This window comes from Lewinella sp. W8 (genome assembly GCF_004375085.3).
In the GTDB taxonomy this organism is placed as follows: Bacteria; Bacteroidota; Bacteroidia; order Chitinophagales; family Saprospiraceae; genus Neolewinella.
In genome coordinates, this window is sequence record NZ_SNAQ03000010.1 from 56,362 (window position 1) to 75,252 (window position 18,891).

Below are 18,891 nucleotides of genomic sequence, written 5' to 3' on the forward strand. Positions count from 1 at the left end.
GATCCTCATGCTCTGCCGGCGATTCGCCGCCTTGTTATGAAACCGGTGATCCCGATGGGTCTGGTGGGACTTGGAATCATTCTGCTAATTCCCCACTTTATGCAGGGAGGGTACCGTCAGGGCGATGGCCGTACCGGCCACAAAACCAACCAGGACGTCAGTGAAAAAGTGGCGACCGGCACGCATCCGACCGTAGGCCACCGTAGCCGGAATGAGGGCTGCCGTGGCCCAGACCAACGGACGGGCCTTACTGTCCGGGTGGAGATCGCTGTATAATTTGGCCGTGGTAAAGCTGAAGTAGGCCGAAGTGGCCACGTGCCCCGAAAAGAAGGAGTACCGGCTCGATTTCCGCATCTTGGTATCGAGGGGAGCATCCGGATTATAGTTGTAGGGTCGGGGGCGCTTGGCGAGCACTTTGGTCAAATTGATGAGGCCACTGTTGATGAGTGCGCCCTGGAAAACGACCAGCGCCATGTCGTCGAAATTATCCCGACCAGGTTCGTCGAGCAGCAGCAGGAAGGGGCTAGCAAAACTGGTGACCAGCAGCTTGTCGGTGAACTCATCGGCGGGCAAGGAAAGGTGCCGGGTAGAAAACCGGTCAATCCCCCAAATGCGTTCCAGGTCCAGCATCTTGATGTCTTCTTCCGTCATGGGCTTGACGCGGCGATCGAGCATAACCGAGCTGACCGTCAGGCTTCCCCCGATGCCCAAAAGCACGGCATTGGTGCTGCCGCTGGGGTCGTAGACCCTAAGTCCCTGGGCGGGTAGCAGCCCGCTGACCAGCAGGAGTAAAAGAAACAGGATGCGGGAGAAGTACAATCTTTGGGACATAAATAAAGGTTCTATTCGGTGTGAAGCTTAAAGGTAACCTACCCGGGCGGTTAGCCCGATAGATTGGGGGATTCCCCGGGATAAAACTACTGAAGGGGTAGTCCTAATGAAGCGCGTCGGGGAGCATCCTCCCGGCCGTTGAGGTTCCAGTATGCTTCCATCACCTGATGGGTGAGTATGGCCCGGGTGGTCAGCCGTTTTCCCCGGCTAGAGTAATTTTCCTCCCACCCCCGAATCACGTAGGGGCTTTCGGCATCAAAGACAATCTCGACGGTTCTTTCCTGGCTGGGATACTCAATTACGTAGGCCTTCAGGGGAGCATCAGATGTGTATTCCGACCCCGAGTAATCCTTGATGGAGAGCTTCGCCTCCGCCGCCCGGTAGGGCTTGTGGGTCATCAGGAGGTAGGCCGTGCCGGGAATAACCGAAAAGGTACCCGTAGGGAGGCCCTCCCAACCCATTCTGATTCGGTTGAAAATTTCGTCTTCCAGGAAGTCGGCATTGAGGTTGTTGTTCTGATCATTCTCCCGCTCGAAGTAGGAGCGCAATTGCTGTTTCCAGACCTTGTCTTCGTCGTAGTTCAGCTGGGTGAACGTCTGTCCACACCAATCCTGCAGACTGGTGGTGACCTTTAATGTGTGGGGTTGCTTGTCGGTAGCCGTTGGGGTAAACACCGAGCTCATGATGGAGTAATCGTATAGTCCCGTCGTAAAGCGGCGGAACATATTTGTCTTGATGATCGGGGCAGAGTTGGGGTTGGTGTAGTTATCGTTTTTCACCTGCTTGTCCGTGAGGAAATCTTCCGACACGAAAATCAGGGTTGCCTGTCCGGGGTGCACCTCACCGTAACGGATTTGCTCCAGTTCGTAGGTGTTTAACTCAGCCTTCCCCTGGTACCAGTACTCGGGCAGCACCCCACTAAAGTGGCCCGGGGACATTTCCGTTGTTCCGGATCGGGAGGCCAGGCTGGCCTGGTTTACGTTGTCGGCGGGCGCCTCACACCCGAAGAGGAGAAAAAGAATAAACAGGGGAAGGATCAGCTTTCTCATACTTGCGCAACAAGGATTTTGTGGGGGAGGTTTTGTCTGCCCGAAGAATAGTTCAGGCATGAATATGGACCGTTTTCGTGGGGTTGGCGAATACGCATCTGCCCGTAAAATGGGGGTGATTCCCAAAAAAGTACCTACATTAGCGCCGATAGTTTACTAATGCACTCATTTTATCTTGAGGCCCCGCTTTTGGCGGGGCCCAAGCTTTTTTTGGAGGCATGAATGCTATTCTTAAAGCCCACGGATCATGCTTAGACACCTGCTGCTGACCGTTCTCCTTTTCTCTCTTTTCATGCCAGATGCCGGGGCGCAGCGACGCGATAACCTGGAGCAGGCCATGGAGGCCTACGAAGATGGTGTCAATTTTTTATTAGCGGGGAAGGCTAAGAGAGCTTCCAAATCTTTTACCCAGGCCGTCCGGCTGGATACGGGCTTCGTGGCGGCCTACCGGTTCCAGGGCATTGCCCTGGAATTACTGGGGGATTACCCGGGAGCAGCATCGGCCTATCAGGAAGTACTGAACCGTAACCCCTACTTCTCCCGGCTGCTTTACTACCAGTTGGGCATGGCCTATTATCGAATGTCCCGCCCCAAAATAGCCCTCCATTACCTCGAACAATTCCGGGATTTGCAGGAGGAAAATATTGGAGTATTTGGCCGCAATGGAGAAGAGGAAGCCGAAGAAGAGGCCCGGGTGTTGAAGCGACTGGAGGGAGATATCCGCTCGGCCAAAATCACCCAGGACAGCAGTCAGTTCATCAACGTGACGGAGATTAGTAACCTGGGGCCTCCCATCAATTCTCCCCGACTTGATCTTTTTCCATTCTTTAGCAGTGACCGCAAGGAGTTGATTTTTACCCGGAGGGAGAGTTACGTCGGTGATGAGGATTTTCTTCGGGGGCGTCGGCGCGACCTGGCGGGTAATTTCACGATTGCTCCCTTCGTCAGCGTAGACAAGAAACTGGGGGAAGGAATGCTGAGTATCGTTCGCGATGGCGAACGCATTTACTTCACCGTTTGCTCGAAAGAAGACCAAGGTGGCGGCTGTGATTTGTTTACGGGTATTCTGCGCAACAATAAGATTCAGTTGGTGGAGCCGCTGCCGGAGTACGTCAATTCTCCGAGCTGGGACAGCCAGGCGGCCATCAGTTGTGACGGGCAACAGCTTTTTTTTGCCAGCTTTCGCCCCGGTGGGGTAGGAGGAAGTGATATTTATACCTGCCATAAAATGCCGGATGGCAGCTGGTCGGAACCCAAAAATTTGGGGACGGGGGTAAATACTCCCTACGACGAAGAGGCTCCCTTCCTGAGTGACGATGGGAATACGCTCTACTTCACCAGCAACGGGCATTATTCTCTGGGCGATACTGACATCTTCATGAGCTGGTGGGACCGGGTGGAACAACGATGGACCCGGGCCATCAATTTGGGGCCGCCGGTGAACGGCCCCCACCGGGAGCTGGGTTTTCACCTGAGTTCCGATGGACAAACCGGCTATGTGGCCAGCGATCGCCCAGGAGGACTGGGGGACCTAGACATCTACACCTTCAAGCTGGCCGACCGGCTGAGCAGCGAGCCGGTCACCTACGTTTCCGGCTACGTTACGGATAGTCTTACCGGCACGCCCATTCCGGACTTTCCCATCCCAGTTGCCGACGGAGCCACCTATTACACCAATGATCAGGGACGGTTCTTTATCTGTGCTCCCTCGGATGGGGTGCTTCCCCTTTCGGTCGACCACCCCGATTATCTTCCCTACCAGCGCGACTTCGCAATTCCTAGCTGGGAAAACCTAAAACCCTACCGCATCGACCTGTTGCTCCAAAAGGAATACGTACCGCCAGTAGCAGAAGAGGTGGTGGAAGAAGAGGAGCCGGAACCCAAAGATTCGGTGTCTTACATTCCCCGCCTGGTCAAGCCCTCTCCCTACATTGTCCGCTTCAATTTTGATGATGCCAGCCTCACCGTCCGGGAGATTGAGGGCATCGAAAAGTTTGTCGAACGCATGAAGGGAAAGAACATTGATGAGATCATCATTACGGGCTATACGGACGACATTGGGGATAAGGGATACAACTATAAGCTGAGCCAGCAGCGTGCCAAGGCCGTGGGTATTCATTTGCAGGGGGCTGGTCTGAAGGCAAACGAAATAAATATTGTTGGACTGGGAGAAATTCAGGGCGCCCTTCAGCGGGCACTAAACCGAAAAGTTGAAATTCAGGTAACGTATACGGAGTTGATAGAAGTAAGAAATTAATTTAATGGGTGTAACTTTAAGGAGATTTATGCGTCTACAAGTTGACTGTACCGAACTTTTCCCCGGCTATTTCATGTAAATAAACCAACGACTTACAACGATATACCAATCATGAAATATCTTATTACACTATGCCTGGCAGTTGTGATGACTGCTGGTTTGACGGCCCAAACCGAAAAGCCCGCTTACTGCGAAGAGGGTCCATCCACTTACGGCAGCGTCGCCGCGATTCCTGGAGGAAGTACGGCTCCTCCCTTACCGCGCTTTTCCACCACTCCGACCAAAGAATACAAAATTCAGGTAGCCATTCTCCGGTATACCGACCCGGCAGAATATCCGTTTCACCCCAAGCTGGTGGCCCGCTATCGTCCCTGCGAAGAGGTTTGGGTCATTGAGAGCCGGGAAAGTTTTTCCAACAAAGCGGACGCCGTCGCTCTGCAAAATGAGCTCAAGAAACTGGGCTATGAAGGTGCCTATCTGACGGAACTACTGGGGTATCAGTAACCGGCTGGCCGGTGCTGGACGCGAGGGGTTTGATTAATTTCAAAAGCCCTTTTCTTCTCGCTGATAATCCATAACTTTGTGGTCCGTTGGCATTAGCCCGGAGAATAATCGATAAAAGTGACCCTTGTCGGTCAATAACCGCCCTGTACTATGCGATTCTTGTGCTTGTTGTTCTGCTTTACTCTTTTTGTTGCCTGTGCTAACGAAGGCCAGGAAGTAGCCACCGAAGAAACTGAAATGACTGCTGAGGCGGTTGAGACGTCAAACATTTTTGGCGAACCCTTCGAAGCCTCTGAGATCATGGCCGTCAATGATTTCTCTCAGAAGGTCGCCATGGAGGGACTGACGGATACCCTGGAAACCACGCTGCGGGGCACGGTAAACGAAGTTTGCCAGAAGAAGGGATGCTGGATGACCATTGCGGCCGGTGAAGAGGAAATGATGGTCCGCTTCAAGGACTATGGCTTCTTCATGCCGATGGACATCAGCGGCCGTGAAGTCGTGATGCACGGTAAGGCCTACGTGGAGGAGACTCCGGTAGACGAGCTGCGTCACTACGCCGAAGATGCGGGCAAAAGCGCCGAAGAAATCGCGGCCATCACGGAACCCAAGCGGGAAATGAAATTCCTGGCTTCCGGCGTGGAATTGCTTGAGGCCAGCAAGTAAACTTGCGGCGACCTTCGGGTGTACTGGAAGGTGCCATGAATGATCATTTTCTCCGCGAGCGCTTCGCGGACCACCAGCGGACCAACAACCTTCCCTCTCCTCGCTTAATCGCGGAGTGGTTGGAGGGGTTACTGCAGTTCCTGTTTCCCGAATACAGCCCGGTCCGGTTTGCCACAGAACGTGCCTTCCGGCTGCACTACCAGACAAATGACCTTAAACTGGTCACCATTTTGGATGGCCTGCACGAGGATCTCCCCAACACGGCGGAGCACATCCGCCGTACCTTTGAAGATCAGCTTCCGGAAATATATGCTCGGCTCAGGGAAGATGGTGAAGCCATCCTGGCGGGAGATCCCGCGGCACTTACCCTGACGGAAGTCATCAGTACCTACCCCGGCTTTTATGCGTTGGCGGTGCACCGCATTGCGCATGCACTTTGCGGGCTGGGGGTGCCTCTGGTGCCAAGGATGCTTAGTGAAATTGCGCACAGCAAAACGGGCGTAGAGATCCATCCCAAGGCCAGTATTGGTCATCGCTTCTGTATTGATCATGGCACCGGCATCGTCATTGGCGAGACGGTGAACATTGGTGACGACGTAAAAATGTATCAGGGCGTTACCCTTGGTGCCCTCAGTGTCCGGAAGGATATGGCTCGTACGAAGCGGCACCCCACCATCGAGGATGGTGTCGTTATTTATGCGGGAGCTACCATTCTGGGGGGAGACACCGTGATTGGGGCTGGTTCCATTATTGGGGGTAACACCTGGTTGGTGAAGAGCGTTCCGCCCAATAGCCGGATATACTACAACTGGCGGGCGTCGGAGCCCGGGGCGGAATAGTGGTTTACATAGACGGAAATGGATGTTCTACTGGCCCGCAGCCTTCCGTGGGCGACGGGGCGCAGGTGCCGGGGTAGATGGAATAAAGCAGGGGACTTAGGAATTTCGGGTTACCGAATTCATCGTAGGTATGTAGAAGTACGACAAAGTTGGGTTTGGGTCGCCGGATCCAACGTAGATATGTAGAAGTACGACAAAGTTGGTTTTGGGCTGCCGGATCCAACGTAGATATGTAGAAGTACGACAAAGTTGGTTTTGGGTTGCCGAATCCAACGTAGATATGTAGAAGTACGACAAAGTTGGTTTTGGGTTGCCGAATCCATCGTAGATATGTAGAAGTACGACTTTTTTCCGTCCTCAACTTTTTCAATAAATGCCCCCAATACGCTCCCCGTCAGGAATTATCAAATCCAAAGAGTCGCTTGCAACCGTAAACGCCTCTTCGTTTAGTTGATATCCCGATTTCCCGGAGGGCAGCAATACGTGTTCGATGAAACCTAGCCGGTCTAATAAGTTGAGGTGCTGTTGTAGGGTTGGCCTGGTCAAAGGGATGCCTCCCACAAGCCCATTGTAATTGGTAGCGCCCTCCCTTAATCGCTTAACCATGATGACTCGAGCCGGATGTGCCAGGGCATGCCCCAGCGTGGCTAATTGCTGAAATTCAGCAGAAAACGCAATGGATTTACTTTTTGCCATTTTTAGGTGTTTTGCAATAAATATAAACAGAAAGTTTTAAATTCGCCCCCGATCCACGCTGCACCTGCGCCCCGTCGCCAACAACTGCCATCACGCCACCGGCTTCATCCCCTGGTCAAATAGCTTACATCAAGTCCAACCTCAGGACCTTCAGGAGACTCCGCGGAAGGACCACCGCATTGTCAAAAGATTGTAGAACGCGGCTCCCCGGAGTTGCTGTGCCTTACCTTCGCTACCGTAATAATCAGGCCAACATGATCAGACTTTCCGTAAACCTGAATAAGGTAGCGCTCATCCGGAACAGCCGTGGGGCTAATTACCCTGACCTGATACAGGTAGCGACCGATTGCGAACGCTTTGGAGCTCAGGGCATCACCATCCATCCGCGCCCCGACCAGCGTCACGCCCGCTACGACGACGTGGCGGCCCTGAAGGAAGTGGTTACCACCGAACTCAATATTGAAGGCTACCCTTCGGAAAAATTTCTGGAAGTGGTATTGGCTCATCCTCCCCATCAGGTAACCCTGGTGCCGGACGCTCCGGGCCAACTGACCAGTGATCATGGCTGGGATACGGTCAATCGACGGGATGAACTGCGGCGAATCATCGATCCCCTGAAGGCTGCCGGAATCAGAACGTCCATTTTTGTGGACCCTAGTCCCGAAATTTTGGAGGGAGCCGTAGCTACGGGAACGGACCGGATTGAATTTTACACCGGACCCTTTGCCCACCAGTACCCCCAAAACCCGCAGGCAGCCGTGGAGAAATTCACCAAAGCCAGTCAAATGGCAATGGATTTGGGGCTGGGAATTAACGCTGGCCACGATCTCAACCTCGACAACCTTACTTTTTTTGCGGCCAACATGCCCGGACTGCAGGAAGTCAGTATCGGGCATGCTTTGGTGAGTGATGCCCTCTACTTTGGACTTGCCAACGTAATTCAGATGTATTTACGCTGTTTACATAACGCCGTTAGCCTCAGGGGCTAGTGGCCGATTTCCGGTGACTGTCGTGGCCTCCTTAGGGCCCAAATCCTGAGCTTTTTTATCGATGGGAGCCCGGAAATAATCGACCAAATTATTGTTAGGCACGATGACATTCATCACGATTTAAAAGTTTGTAGTTTGTCTAGGCAGCGAAATATTTTAACTTTGCGTTCACATTTTGGCGGAAACGCTGTTCTATTAACAAGCAGTTCCCGCGACAATCAACTTTGCGTAGAAGCTTAAACTCGGTTATCAAGATTTTTTTCCCACACACTCTAATCAAACTACACACTCACTATTTTTCTCTACGCCCCCCATTCAACCAAATTGAAGATTTAAAGGATAAGACTCCTTGTTTAAAGAAACAAGGCGGGGTTTCCCGCCGTGTACGTCACCTTATTTCTTAACCATTTGAGACTAGTAATCAACTAAATTTCAGCTAGAATGAAGAAAATTTCACTAGTGATTGCTTTCGTCTGTTTCGCCATGAGTTTTGTAGTGGCACAGACGATCTCCGGAACCGTTACGGACGAATCCGGAGAGCCGCTGATCGGGGCATCACTCCTGGTCAAAGGCACCACTTCCGGTACGGTAACTGATATCGACGGAAATTTTTCACTGGCCGTTCCGGCCAACGCCGAAGTACTTGTCGTTAGTTACACCGGTTTTGCCACACTTGAGTATCCCATCGGATCCGAAACGAGTGGTGTAACCATCGTACTTTCCGAAAGTGCTGCCCAACTTAACGAAGTTGTGGTAACGGCCCTCGGTATCCGCAAGGAGAAGAAGGCCCTCGGTTATTCCGTAGCTACCATCGGCTCCGGCGAAGTAGAGCAACGCGTCGAGTCTGACGTGGGCCGTATCCTTCGCGGTAAAGCTGCCGGTGTAGACATCACCCAGACTTCCGGTGTTGCCGGTTCTGGTACGAACATCATCATCCGTGGCTACTCTTCCATTAACGGAACGAACCAGCCGCTTTTCGTTGTTGATGGTGTTCCCTTTAACACCAGCACCAACAACGACCGCAACTTCGTAACTGGTGGTGCTACCGCTTCCAGCCGCTTCCTTGACCTTGACCCCAACAACATCGCTGAGATCAGCGTACTGAAGGGTCTGTCCGCTACCGTACTGTACGGTGAGCAGGGAGCCAACGGTGTAATCCTCGTAACGACCAAGAACGGTCAGGGCGGGGCTGACGCTCAGAAAGGCTTCGAAGTAACCCTCCAGCAGGGTATCGCTCGTACCGAAGTGGCTAACCTTCCCGACTACCAGAACACTTTCGGTAACGGATTCTCCGGTAACTTCGGATGGTTCTTCTCCAACTGGGGACCTGCCTTCGACGTTCGCGGAAGCAACGGTATTGCCGAAGACGGTACGGTAGAGCACCCCTACGATCAGGATCAGTACGCTGCTGCTTTCCCTGAATTCCAGGGCGCTCGTTACCCCTACCAGCCCTACGATAACGTAGGGGAGTTCTTCCAGGCTGGTACGGTTTACAACACCAGCGTAAGCATCGACCGTAACTTCGGTAACGGCATCAGCCTGAACGCTAACTACAGCTACCTGGACGACCAGGGCTTCGTTCCCCAGAACACCTTCGCCAAGCACAACGCTGGTATCGGTGGTAAAGTGGACCTGAGCAACGGTCTGAAGATCCAGGCATCTTTGAACGTAGTTGCTTCTGACCGGGTTGCACCTCCTGCTTCCGTAGGTTTCGGTTCTAACCCCTCCGGTCCTTCCGTATTCGCCAACGTACTCTACACGCCTCGTTCCATTGACCTCGCCGGTCTGCCGTTCCAGAACCCCATTGACGGTTCTCAGGTGTACTACCGTCGTGGTTCCGCTATCCAGAACCCACGCTGGGGTCTGAATAACATGTTCGACCGTGAGGCCATCAACCGTTACTTTGGTAACGTAAGCATGAGCTACGAACTTACCGACTGGCTGACGGCTAGCTACCGTATCGGTGTTGACACCTACTCTCAGGAGTCTCGCCGTGAGATCAACAAAGGTGGTTCTCAGCTGGCTGACGGACAGCTCGTTACCACCCAGCGTAGCAACACCATCGTTGACCAGGTACTGAACCTGAGCTTCGACACCGACCTGAGCGAAAGCTTCAACCTGAGTGGTGTAGTTGGATACAACGAACGCGTTGACAAATTCCGTTTCACGCGCGTTAGCTCTTCGCAGCAGTTCATCTTTGGTCTGTTCGACCAGGATAACTTCATCGAGCACATCGGTAGCGGTGGCGTTACCGACGAGGCTTACCGCGGTGTTTACGCTAGTGTAACCGCTGGCTACAACCGTTACCTCTACCTGACGGCTTCTGCCCGTAACGACTGGAGCTCTACGCTGGAAGCAGCTAACCGTTCTATCCTCTACCCCTCCGTTAGCTTGAGCTTCGTTCCCACGGATGCTTTCGAAAGCCTGCAGGGTAGCCGGGTACTGAACTACTTGAAACTGCGTGCCGGCTACGGTACCTCTGCCCGTTTCCCCGCTCCTTACACGACGCGTGCCATCCTGGCCAGCGCCACCAACGTAAGCCAGACCCCCGGTGGTCAGGCCCTGAACACCAACTCCGTGGCAAACCGCCTGGGTAACACTGACCTGAACCCCGAGATCATCGGAGAACTCGAATTCGGTGTGGAAGGTCGTTTCTTCAACAACCGTGTTGGTATCGACGTGAGTGTATACGACAAGCAGTCTAGCGACCTTCTGGTTGACCTGCCGCTTGACCCCGCTTCCGGATACCGGACCACGCAGATCAACGCGGCCGAGGTATCTAACAAAGGTATCGAAGCTAACCTGAACCTGATTCCGGTTAAGGGAGACTTCACCTGGGACATCACCCTGAACTTCACCCGCAACGTAAACAAGGTAGAAAGCCTTGCTGACGGCGTAGAAGAGATTGCCTTTGCTGGTTACACCAACCTGGGTAACTTCGCTATCCCCGGTGAATCTTTCGGTGCCATCCAGGGTTCTGCCTTCGTTCGTGGCCCCAACGGCGGCCTGCTGGTAAACGCTGCTGGTGAGTACGAAGCTACCAACGACATTCAGATCATTGGTGATCCCGTACCTGACTACCAGGCAAACTGGATTAACACCCTCAGCTACAAGGGTCTGCGTCTGGGCTGGCAGTTCAGCTACACCGCCGGTGGTGACATCTACTCCGTAACTACGGCTACCATGCTTGCTCGTGGTCTGACCACGGATACCGACTTCGACCGCTTCCTGCCCCTGATCCTCCCCGGTGAAGATGCAGAAGGTAACGAGAACACGGTACAGGGTTACGCTGGTGACTACTTCTTCGCCGCTTACTTCGGTGCTGACGAAGGTTCCATCTTCGACGGTACGGTAGTACGTCTGCGTGAGGTATACCTGAGCTACGACCTGCCCAGCAGCCTGCTGGACAAGCTGCCCTTCGGTTCCGCTTCTATCCGTTTCACGGGTGAGAACATGTGGTACTACGCACCCAACTTCCCCAAAGGTGTGAACTTCGACCCCGAAGTACTCTCCCTTGGTGTAGGTAACGGTCGTGGTTTTGACTTCCTGACCGGTCCCACGGCCCGGAAGTACGGTGCTACGCTGAGCCTTACGTTCTAAGCAACCAGATTAAAGAAGACAATTAAGTAACAAGAAATATGAACTTGTTTAAGAAAATCGCACTAGCGGTTATCGTCCTCTCCATGGCCGCCTGTGCCGATCTGGACGAACTGCTGGTCAACCCAAACGGGGTTAGCCCGGATCAAGCCGACGCTTCCTCGCTTTACAACAACATCCAGCTCGAGTTCCGGAATGTATTTACCGGTAACTACTTCTTCACTGCCGGCCTTGCCCGGATGGACTCGGAGACGGGCGGATTTACCTACCAGGCCCACCACGGTCCTACGGAGTTCGACGCGTTGTGGGAAAATGCCTACTCTGACCTGCTTCCCGATATCGAGGCTTTCCTCAATATTGTGGAGCCTCTGAACCTGGATGCCGCCGCCGCTTCCGCCAAAATCATGAAGGCTTACACCTACATGACCCTGGTTGACCTCTTTGGTGACGTACCTTTCTCTGAAGCCCTGACTGGAGATGATGGTAACACCAACCCCGTAGATGATCCGGGTGCTGACGTTTACGCAGGTGCCATCGCGCTGCTCGACGAAGCCATCGCTCAACTCGACGGTGCCGCCGACTTTGACGTTGCCTTTGACAACTTCTACGGTGGTAGCGCTTCTGACTGGGCTACCTTCGCCAAGACGCTGAAAATCCGCGCTGCGGTAAACACGCGTCTGGTAAGCGGTTCTGCCGCTGCTGACATCAATGCAATCACCTCTGGTGGCGACTTCATCGCCGCCAACGGTCAGAACTTTGAGTGGCAGTACGGTACCAACCGGGCTAACCCCAACAACCGTCACTTCTTCTACAACGACAGCTACGAAGTAAACGACGGTGCTTACCAGAGCAACTGGTACATGTGGCTGCTGGCCGAGTCTAAGGGTACGCCCGATCCTCGTACGCGCTACTACTTCTACCGCCAGTCACTGACGGTATTCCCCGACCAGACTTCTGACGATCCCAACGCTTTCGACTGTATCTTCACCGCAGTTCCCGATCCGGACTTCCTGCCCGCTCACTACGAGGCGGTAAGCGAGGATATGCCGTACTGTCTGGGTAGCTACGACCAAAGCTACTTCGGTCGTGACCACATGAACGGTTCCGGTATTCCACCTGACGGAAACTACCGTACCGTATTCGGTCTCTACCCCGGTGGTGGTAAGTTCGACAACGGTATCGCCGCTGGAAACGTGCTGAACGCCGGTACTGACGGTGCACTGGGTGAGGGTATTCTCCCCATCTGGCAGGCTTCCTTCACGCACTTTATCCTGGCAGAAGCCGTACTGACGGTTGGTGCTGATGGCGACGCCCGCCAGCTCCTTTCTGACGGTATCGATCTCTCCATGGATCGCGTACGTGCCTTCGAAGGCCTCGTAGACGGTGCGGAAGTACTGGCTACGGTACCTACGATCGTAACGGTTGAAGATACCTACCCGGTTGATTCAGTATTCACGCAGTACCGCGACGCTGTACTCGCTGAATACGATGACGCTGCTTCTGACGATGATCGCCTGGCCATCATCGCCCGGGAGTACCTGATCGCGCTTTACGGTAACGGTATCGACGCGTACAACCTGTACCGCCGTACCTGTTTCCCCGCGAACATTCAGCCCGCGATCGACCCCAACCCCGGTCCCTTCATCCGTTCTGCCCTGTACCCCGCCGTACACGTTCAGCGTAACCTGAACGCTTCACAGAAGGAGTCCTTTACGGAGCCGGTATTCTGGGATACCAATGACGCCAGCTGTAACTACTAAGTTGCTGCGATAAACTTTCGATATATGGAGGCGGGTGCCCCGGTACCCGCCTCCCTCGAAAACAAATCCTAAACTTTAGCTGCTCCCCCTCCGGCAGCAGCAAAAACATAAACAATGCTTAAGAAATCACTATTTCTACTAGCCGCCTGCGCCATCGTGCTCACCGGCTGTACGGATGAGGAACTTGCGCCGGTTGTTACCCAGGATACGCTCCTCTTCGGTGCTTTCCCCCGGCTGCAGGAGCTTCGCGCTGCGGAGTTTGACCTCGCCGACCTGGCGGGTTCCGCCTACTCCATGACGGTTGACTTTGTCGACAACGCCGGTGGTGACCTCGTTGGTCAGTACAACGTCTACGTTGCCTTTGACGACAACAACCCCGACAACGGTGACCTGTCTACGGAAACGATGCTGTGGAAATCTTTCACGGCAGCCGATTTCTCCGCCCAGAGCACGGGTAACCTCGGTCTCGATGTGGAAATTCCCTTCTCTGAGATCGCTGCCTTCGTGGGTGCCGGTAATGCCGGTGACGTGATCTCCGGTGACCGTTTCCTGTTCCGCACGGAAATCGTTCACTCTGACGGACGGGTTTTCTCTTCCGATAACTCTACGCCCGCCATCACCAACGCTTTCGGTGGTATCTGGAACTTCAACGTAAACGCTACCTGCCCCCTGGCCGACGATCAGTTCGCCGGTGACTACGCGGTGGAGTACGGCACGGTATACGACGAGTTTGCCCTCTTCGGCGCTCCCGTTCAGGCCCTGGGCAACCCCCCACTGAACCTGACCGTAACCCTCGGTCTCGTTTCTGGTTCTACCACCCGTCGCGTGTTTAACGTAGGTACCACGGTAAACCCTGGATACGGTTTCGGTGCCAGCGACACTACGCTGGAATTCGCCTGTGACATCGTTACTTCTACGGCCATCGACTCCGGTGCCGGTTGTGGTGGTGGCTCTATCGCCGCCGTTCAGGTGGCTGCTGATCCATTCGATCTGAATGACGACAGCACCTGGACCATCAACTACGTGGAGTACGGTGACAACGACGGTGGATGTGGCGTTGCTGCCATGGAATACTCACTGGTATTCTCCAAGCAGTAAGCTAATTCACGCTAAAGCCCCCGGGCTTTAACCCAGAAGGGGTACCGTTCACTTGGACGGTACCCCTTCTTCATTGTACGGATGTGGGCGTAATTCGGATACGTTTACCACTTTATGGTGTAAGAATACCTTACCTGCTCCGGTGTGGAACCCTGGGAATCGGAACCCTTTTTGGTGGTGGTGTAACTTACGGAGAGTTGTTGCGGAGCGGGCTTGGTCTTGGTATTGGGCAGCTTGAAATTGATGGTAATATCCTGATGAATACGCACCTTCTTTTTTCGGGATTGGGGAACTTCGAAACGCAGCAATTTCACCACTCGGAGGGCTTCTTCATCGCATCCGTACCCTAGCCCCCGTTTGACCTTTGCGTCGACTACCTTACCCGTATAGTCCAGCGAATACCGGACGGTCACGCTACCTTCTACCTTAGCGGAAAGGGCCTCCGGAGGATACTTCAGCTGGCTGGATACGAATTTCCGCAGGGCCTTGTTTCCTCCCGGATAAACCGGTTTTGATACGTGGGTGGGGCGATTTTTTGCCATGGGATAAAGTTAAGGATTGAAGGAAGGAATGACTGAATGATCTAAGAATTAGGGAAGTTATGCTGGGTAGGGTGATAAAAATTTACTGTTCAGACCAGGGTAAATCGTGGTCGGAAGCCCGTTTTGCGAGGGCGTAGCCGAGTGAAATGGCGTCCGAACACTCTTTGATGTATAGCTCAAGCGCGAAATTTTTATCACCCAATATCCCCGGGGGATATTCCTTCATTCAACCCTTCAACCCTTCAATCATTCAATCATCCATTCCTTATCAAGGGGGCGAGGGACCGCAGGTGCCGGGTACTTCCCGAAAAAGCAATGAGTTGTCACCTCTATCCAGTCTCCATTCCCCCTGTCGTGGCCTTTCGCCGAAAAGCCACTCAACCAACTTCGGTTTTCCCAACAAGACTTCCTCCATTAGGAGTTTACTTATTACTGCGTACGCGCAAACCAGTACGGAAAGAAATGTGGTGATTTTTCGGCGAAAAGTCACACCAGGATTAATCCTTTATCCTGAACCCTTAAACCTTAATCCTACTACACGGCACCTGCACGTCGCCGCATTTTTTTAAAATCGGTGATCCCGACGAGCTGTGCGGAACTCGGGACCGTTGCCCACTTTTGGGATAAATGGGAACTTAGAGCTTGTTTAGACTTTAGAAATCGACCTCCATTTGGCCTTTTTTGGCGCTAGCTTCGTTGGGAAAATCCTCATTTAGCGCTGCTAAACTCCGGTTTCGCTTCGCGGCTACTTCGTGGTTCCCGCCTTGCTACCACCAAAAAAATCTCAAATTCGGCCAGACGACCAAAATCCAAACAAGCTCTTAGTTTCTTGCGATTCCTCCTACGAAATTGTGGGTGAGCGGACCGAAGAAAGCCGTCTTATTTGAAAGTGGCCCAATCAAGGGAATACTCGAGTCGGGCTGCTTATCTTAAGGTCTTAAAACATGGACAAAACGTGCAAATAAAGACAAGTAGTAAAACCTACGATGCCGTAATCGTGGGTTCCGGAGCGGGTGGCGGAATGACCGCCAAAGTCCTCTCCGAAGCGGGCTTAAGTGTGGCCATTATTGAGGCGGGGCCCTATTTCGATCCGGCGGATCCCGAACACAAAACGCAAATGCGCTGGCCCTGGGAAAGTCCCCGGCGGGGGGCGGGTACCACCCGACCCTTCGGAGATTACAACGCTGCTTTCGGCGGCTGGGAAATCCCCGGAGAACCCTACAGCCGGGCGCCGGGAACAAAATTTGACTGGTTCCGCAGCCGGATGCTGGGGGGCAGAACGAACCACTGGGGGCGCATCAGCCTGCGCTTCGGCCCCGATGATTTCCACCGGAAAGACCTTGATGGACTCGGGGAGAACTGGCCCATTCGTTACGAGGATATTTCTCCCTATTACGATAAAGTGGATAAACTCATCGGCGTGTTTGGTACCAACGAAGGACTGCCCAACGATCCCGATGGTTTCTTCCTCCCTCCCCCCAAACCCCGGTTGCACGAATTGTACGTAACCCAGGCGGCCACTAAGGTGGGGGTGCCGATCATCCCGGGTAGACTGTCCATGGTCACCAAAAAGATCAACGAAGACCGGGGCGTGTGCTTCTACTGCGGACAGTGTAGTCGTGCCTGCGCGGTATACGCGGATTTCTCCGCGGGAAGCTGCCTCATTTTCCCCGCGATGAAGGGGACCGGACAGATCGACCTCTTCACGGACTGCATGGCCCGGGAAGTGATTACCGACAATACGGGTAAGGCGACGGCGGTCAGTTATGTCTCCAAGGCCGATCGGCGGGAATACCAGCTGAAGGGTAAGGTCATCGTCCTGGCGGCCTCGGCCTGCGAGACGGCCCGCATCCTGATGAACTCGGAGGCCCCCGGCCAAACCAACGGCATGGGTAACGGCAGCGGCACGCTCGGTCGGTACCTACACGACAGTACGGGGGCCGGTGCCGGTGCCTTCATCCCCGCCCTGATGAATCGGGAGCGCTACAACGAAGACGGCGTGGGGGGAATGCACGTCTATGCTCCCTGGTGGGGAGACAACAAGAAGCTGGACTTTCCCCGGGGGTATCACCTGGAAGTCTGGGGGGGCATGGGTATGCCGAGCTACGGCTTCGGCGGAAGTCACCTGGCGATCCAGGAGAAACTTGGCTATCGTGTCGGAGGGTATGGTAACCCGCTGATGAAGGAGGTTAAGCAGGTCTATGGCGCCGTCGTCGGCATGAGCGGACGCGGGGAGGCCGTCGCCCTGTACGATAATTACTGTGAAATTGATCCCGGTCAGGTGGATGAATGGGGAATCCCCACGCTACGCTTCCACTACAAATGGTCCGATAATGAACGGCTGCAGGCCAAGCATATGCAGGAAACCATCCGGGAGGTCCTCACCGAAATGGGTGGGGAAGTCTTTGGCGATATGCCCGGCCCCGAGCAGGACTACGGATTGCTGGCCCCCGGGCGCATCATCCACGAAGTAGGTACCGCCAGAATGCACGACGACCCCAAGCAGGGCGTGACGAACCGGTGGGGACAACTGCACGAAGTTCCCAACGTCTTCATCACGGATGCGGCCACCTTTACGAGTCAGGCGGACAAAAACCCCACCTGGACAATCATGGCCCTGGCCTGGAGAGCCAGTGACCACATTATTTCCGAACGCAAAAAAATGAACATCTGATGGATCGCCGTAAAACATTAAAGACCCTCCTGGCGGGGACCGTCGGGACGGCCCTCGTGGCCAAAACTACGGGTTGTGAAACGCCCACGGGGGAAGTGGTAAACCCCGGTCCGGCACCGGGCGCCACGGAGGCGCAACCGCTGGGCTACGGTCTGCGGACGGCCAAGGAGGTTGAACACGACGCCAAGGTGAAGGCCGCCCGTTTTTTCACGGACGCAGAACTGGCAACCATTGCCATCCTGGCGGACATCATCGCTCCGGGTGGAGACGGTGAGCCTTCGGCCACCGAGGCCGGCGTACCCGAGTGGATTGAATTCATGGCCAACGACCAGCCGGACTACCACCAAACCAAAATGCGGGGCGGCCTGATGTGGCTTAATATTGAAAGCAGCCGTCGCTTTGGGGGAAAAGTTTTTTCCGAATTAACGGAAGCCGAACGCCTGGAAATCGTAGATGACATCGCCTGGCCGGAGGAAGCCGAGGGTACGGAGATGGAGGCCGGTGCGAATTTCTTTTCCCACATGCGATTCATGACGGTCTCGGGCTACTTCACCAGTAAGGAGGGCATTAAAACCCTTGACTACCAGGGCAATGCCGCTAACGTCTGGGACGGCGTTCCCCAGGAAGTGCTGGACAAGCACGGCCTTGCCTACGACGAGAAATACCTGCCGCTTTACGTCGATCAAAGCCGCCGGGAAATTATGGCGGAATGGGACGACGAGGGCAATCTGATCAGCTGATGCTTCTTCGGAGAAGAAAAAGTTTGCCAAGTCTACCGCTAATTGGAGGAATGCATTACCTTTGTGCCCGGGCGGCATACGGTCAGCTCCTCCTGAACTCCCCCAGGGCGGAAACGCAGCAAGGGTAGGGAGTTGTAGCGACCGGTATGCTTGCCCTTTTTTTATGCCCTCTGGCGAAATGAAAAGCCCCGGTACTTGAGCGTGCCGGGGCTTTTTTTGTCAATTATCGTAGAATCATTTATCCAATGACCAAAGGAAATTTTGACCTGGGAATGCTGGTGCTTCGTATATGGTTTGGCCTCGAAATGGCCATCGCGCACGGGATGCCTAAACTGATGAAATTGCTTAACGGTGATTTCGGCTTCGCTGATCCCATCGGGGTTGGCCCCACCCTGAGCCTGATCCTGGCCGTTTTCGGAGAGTTCATCTGTGGCATTACGATTGCTCTGGGCCTGTTCACCCGGCTCTCCGCCATTCCCTACCTGATTACGATGCTGGTGGCCGCCTTCCTGGTACACTGGGGAGACGGATGGTCCAAAATGGCCTACCCACTGATGTATGCCGTCGCGGCCATCGTTTTGCTGATTGCCGGTCCGGGAAAATACTCGCTGGATCAACGATTGTTCGTCAGTAAAACCGCCGGATAAGC

General features: G+C 54.1%; 15 protein-coding genes and 1 other RNA gene. 12 read left to right on the top strand and 4 right to left on the bottom strand.

What is annotated here, in order from left to right; all coding sequences use genetic code 11:
* Positions 1-84: 84 nt before the first annotated feature.
* Together E1J53_RS12540 and E1J53_RS12545 are read right to left on the bottom strand one after the other, a co-directional pair.
* Positions 85-831, bottom strand: coding sequence for a phosphatase PAP2 family protein (locus E1J53_RS12540; RefSeq protein WP_134270833.1), 747 nt, complete (start codon positions 829-831; stop codon positions 85-87).
* Between the two features lie 86 nt (positions 832-917).
* Positions 918-1,880: a hypothetical protein gene (locus tag E1J53_RS12545; protein WP_134270832.1), complete on the bottom strand. Its 963-nt coding sequence runs from the start codon at positions 1,878-1,880 to the stop codon at positions 918-920.
* A gap of 247 nt (positions 1,881-2,127) precedes the next feature.
* On the opposite strand from E1J53_RS12545, the gene E1J53_RS12550 reads away from it, so the two are divergent.
* From E1J53_RS12550 to epsC, 4 genes are all read left to right on the top strand, one after another.
* On the top strand, positions 2,128-4,137 hold the full coding sequence (locus E1J53_RS12550; protein WP_134270831.1) for an OmpA family protein: 2,010 nt from the start codon (positions 2,128-2,130) through the stop codon (positions 4,135-4,137).
* Between the two features lie 111 nt (positions 4,138-4,248).
* A complete protein-coding gene (locus E1J53_RS12555) occupies positions 4,249-4,641 on the top strand; it encodes a hypothetical protein (protein ID WP_134270830.1) in 393 nt (130 codons plus the stop codon).
* 150 nt (positions 4,642-4,791) lie between these two features.
* A complete protein-coding gene (locus E1J53_RS12560) occupies positions 4,792-5,307 on the top strand; it encodes a DUF4920 domain-containing protein (RefSeq protein ID WP_134270829.1) in 516 nt (171 codons plus the stop codon).
* A gap of 35 nt (positions 5,308-5,342) precedes the next feature.
* Positions 5,343-6,146, top strand: coding sequence for a serine O-acetyltransferase EpsC (gene epsC / locus E1J53_RS12565; protein ID WP_134270828.1), 804 nt, complete (start codon positions 5,343-5,345; stop codon positions 6,144-6,146).
* A gap of 366 nt (positions 6,147-6,512) precedes the next feature.
* Here epsC and E1J53_RS12570 read toward each other — a convergent pair whose 3' ends face one another.
* Entirely contained in the window at positions 6,513-6,842 is a 330-nt protein-coding gene (locus tag E1J53_RS12570) for a helix-turn-helix transcriptional regulator (RefSeq protein ID WP_134270827.1), read from the bottom strand.
* 254 nt (positions 6,843-7,096) lie between these two features.
* Between E1J53_RS12570 and E1J53_RS12575 the strand changes: the two genes are divergently transcribed.
* From E1J53_RS12575 to E1J53_RS12590, 4 genes are all read left to right on the top strand, one after another.
* The gene (locus E1J53_RS12575; protein ID WP_134270826.1) at positions 7,097-7,831 is read left to right on the top strand and encodes a pyridoxine 5'-phosphate synthase; all 735 of its coding nucleotides are present in this window, start codon (positions 7,097-7,099) and stop codon (positions 7,829-7,831) included.
* 441 nt (positions 7,832-8,272) lie between these two features.
* The gene (locus E1J53_RS12580) at positions 8,273-11,431 is read left to right on the top strand and encodes a SusC/RagA family TonB-linked outer membrane protein (RefSeq protein WP_134270825.1); all 3,159 of its coding nucleotides are present in this window, start codon (positions 8,273-8,275) and stop codon (positions 11,429-11,431) included.
* Positions 11,432-11,469: 38 nt separating this feature from the next.
* On the top strand, positions 11,470-13,188 hold the full coding sequence (locus E1J53_RS12585) for a SusD/RagB family nutrient-binding outer membrane lipoprotein (protein ID WP_134270824.1): 1,719 nt from the start codon (positions 11,470-11,472) through the stop codon (positions 13,186-13,188).
* Positions 13,189-13,302: 114 nt separating this feature from the next.
* Positions 13,303-14,286, top strand: coding sequence for a hypothetical protein (locus E1J53_RS12590; RefSeq protein WP_134270823.1), 984 nt, complete (start codon positions 13,303-13,305; stop codon positions 14,284-14,286).
* A 104-nt stretch (positions 14,287-14,390) separates the two neighbouring features.
* Here E1J53_RS12590 and E1J53_RS12595 read toward each other — a convergent pair whose 3' ends face one another.
* Complete coding sequence (locus E1J53_RS12595) at positions 14,391-14,828, bottom strand: energy transducer TonB (protein WP_134270822.1); 438 nt, start codon at positions 14,826-14,828, stop codon at positions 14,391-14,393.
* A gap of 955 nt (positions 14,829-15,783) precedes the next feature.
* Here E1J53_RS12595 and E1J53_RS12600 point away from each other — a divergent pair.
* The 4 genes from E1J53_RS12600 to E1J53_RS12615 all read left to right on the top strand — a co-directional run bounded on the left by E1J53_RS12600 (position 15,784) and on the right by E1J53_RS12615 (position 18,889).
* The gene (locus E1J53_RS12600; protein ID WP_134270821.1) at positions 15,784-17,502 is read left to right on the top strand and encodes a GMC family oxidoreductase; all 1,719 of its coding nucleotides are present in this window, start codon (positions 15,784-15,786) and stop codon (positions 17,500-17,502) included.
* Entirely contained in the window at positions 17,502-18,242 is a 741-nt protein-coding gene (locus tag E1J53_RS12605) for a gluconate 2-dehydrogenase subunit 3 family protein (RefSeq protein ID WP_134270820.1), read from the top strand. Before E1J53_RS12600 ends, E1J53_RS12605 begins: the two co-directional genes overlap by 1 nt.
* 66 nt (positions 18,243-18,308) lie before the next feature.
* Positions 18,309-18,404, top strand: an RNA gene (gene ffs / locus E1J53_RS12610) — signal recognition particle sRNA small type.
* Positions 18,405-18,487: 83 nt separating this feature from the next.
* Positions 18,488-18,889 carry a DoxX family protein gene (locus E1J53_RS12615; RefSeq protein WP_134270819.1) on the top strand — a complete coding sequence of 134 codons (402 nt, stop codon included), beginning with the start codon at positions 18,488-18,490 and terminating at the stop codon, positions 18,887-18,889.
* Positions 18,890-18,891: the final 2 nt, after the last annotated feature.